General features: G+C 36.0%; 1 protein-coding gene. It reads right to left on the bottom strand.

Translation table 11 applies throughout. The features are described from left to right. A partial coding sequence (locus tag ACFILZ_RS09600) for a type ISP restriction/modification enzyme (RefSeq protein WP_375611030.1) occupies nt 1-2,345 on the bottom strand: 2,345 nt, incomplete at both ends.

Raw genomic sequence — 2,345 nt, 5'->3', positions numbered from 1 at the left:
TGCAAATGCCCCAGTTCACGCCCTGCAGTTACAAATTTCCAAAAATCTTCAGTGCTCTTTACACAAGGGATACGAGGCAATTCTTTAGAGAGGTTATCAGCATAACGGGTGCGGTAATCTTCTGAATGCAAAATCCCGTAAACATAATAAAATAGATCATCTTTAGTGATAGTTTCATTAGGATAAGCGGCTTTAAAATGTGCTAATCCTTCATCCGTAATGGCATCACGGCGTTGTAAACCAGCTGTTTTGTTTTCCTCTATAGAGTTTGTAAATAAATGGGATTGCTTTTCACTTTTCTCTTTTAAGGATACAATATCTTCATAAAGATATTGCGGAAAGCATTGACCGTTTTCTATCACCTGATAATCAGACACAGCTTTAATCATAAGAACAGAAAAGGTTTTTTTTGCTCCTATGCCTGTAAGTTGTATCATTTTATTTTCAACTGATTTTCCTATAGGAAATATACATGGCATTATGGAAACTCTATCGTTGAAAGCACGATTATAATAGAGCCATTGTTTTGTAAAAGGGCGATAAATACTTTGAATAAAGCACGTCTCCTCGAACTCAAATAATTTTTCTCTTATAAATTCTCGTTTAAGAGTACTACTCCAACTGATCTTTGTAGCATCAGCGTTAACGAAATTGTCTATAGCCTTTTCACGTATTTTGCGATCAACATGTCCATAAGCTTCGTTAAAGCGCTCCACTTCGCTATTATAGAAGTTAATCATGTTGTACATGTTTTTTGATAAAGCATTACGACTTGAGTTGTATGCCCACGCATCACGACTGGTTAGAACGCCACAGGAATAAGTTTCAAAAAGCTTTGTATCATGACCTTTCTTAACACCTAAAGCTAGAAATGTCTTGAAACTGTCATCACGTTGATTTATCCAATCATTATGCCTATCCGGTGTAATTATTTGCCAACCTTGTTTACTCCGTGTAATACCATTAATGCTACCAAATTTTTTAATTGTCTTAAGCTTTTCTTCTCTATTGAGATAATCTCCAATATCACGGAAATATATTTTCCCATGTTGTTGTGCATTTGGATTTTTAACCAAAATAGAAATCGCTATAGGGGCACGAGAACCTTCACCAAAAATTTTTCCACCTTCTTTGCGAGAAAGTTCTCCAGAGGTTCGTTGATTACCACGTAAATGAAAAATATAAAGGCTGCTAAATTCTTCAACGAGGCATTTGCGTAAGCCATCCATAGATTTTGTATCTATAAAACTTGCATTTGTAACAAAACCAATCACACCACGGTCTTTTATACGGTCACTTGCCCAGCGAATGGCACGAATATAACTATCATAAAGATTTCGCATAAGGCTTGCTTTAGATTGAGCGGCGTAAGTTTCATCAATACGGTCATTTAATATCGGATAAGGCGTATTCTTTGCATTATCATTAGCACTTTTTTGACCTGTTGAATAAGGAGGGTTACCAAAGATAACTTTGATATCCAGTTTCTTTTGATGCTCTAAATATTCACTGTTTTCTTTGAATAATTTTTGCAGAAGGCTTTTCTCTTCAAGCATGCGGAATGTATCGGTTAAACCAATATGTTTGAAAGGGATATACTCACCTTTCATGATACTATGATACGTCGATTCAATGTTAATCGCTGCTATGTAATAGGCTAGCAAGACAATCTCATTTGCGTGGATATCATAACGGTATTTATATTCCATATCCTCTGGTTTGATGAGATTGGATTGTAATAGCCGTGTGATAAAGGTCCCAGTACCCGTAAAAGGGTCAAGAATAGAAACACCACGTGATCCTAGACTTTTTCCAAATTCATGACGCAACACATCATCAACAGAATGAATGATAAAATCAACAACCTCAATGGGAGTATAAACAATGCCTAATTTTTCTACTGTACGCGGAAAAGCATAACGGAAAAATTCATTGTAAAGCTCTACAATTAAACTTTGTTGTGCTTCAAGAGTGGTAATTCCACGCGTGTAAAATTGTACACTCTTAGAAATATTTTTGAGATCTTGAGATTCTTCTTTAGGAGTAACTTTATCAAGGGCATTGAGTACACGTTGTAAAGCGCAAGATACGGGATTTTCTTGAACAAACTGATGCCCCTCAAATAAAGCATTAAAGACTGGACGCGTCACAAGATGTTGCGCAAGCATTTCAATCGCATTTTCTTCGGAGAGGGTTGTGTTTAAATTGTTACGTAATTCGGTCATAAAATCATTAAACACCTGCCGTGTTTCAGTTTCTGATTTTGTTAAAACTTCAGTTAAGCGTGTGATATGAGTTTGAGCAAGATCACCAACATTTATTGCCCATTTTTTCCAATAGCTAGG

The sequence above is a fragment of the Bartonella sp. AP40SXNS genome, assembly GCF_042195825.1.
Taxonomy (GTDB): domain Bacteria; phylum Pseudomonadota; class Alphaproteobacteria; order Rhizobiales; family Rhizobiaceae; genus Bartonella.
The sequence above is the reverse complement of the archived record's forward strand: the minus strand, read 5'-3'. Positions and strand labels throughout refer to the sequence as shown.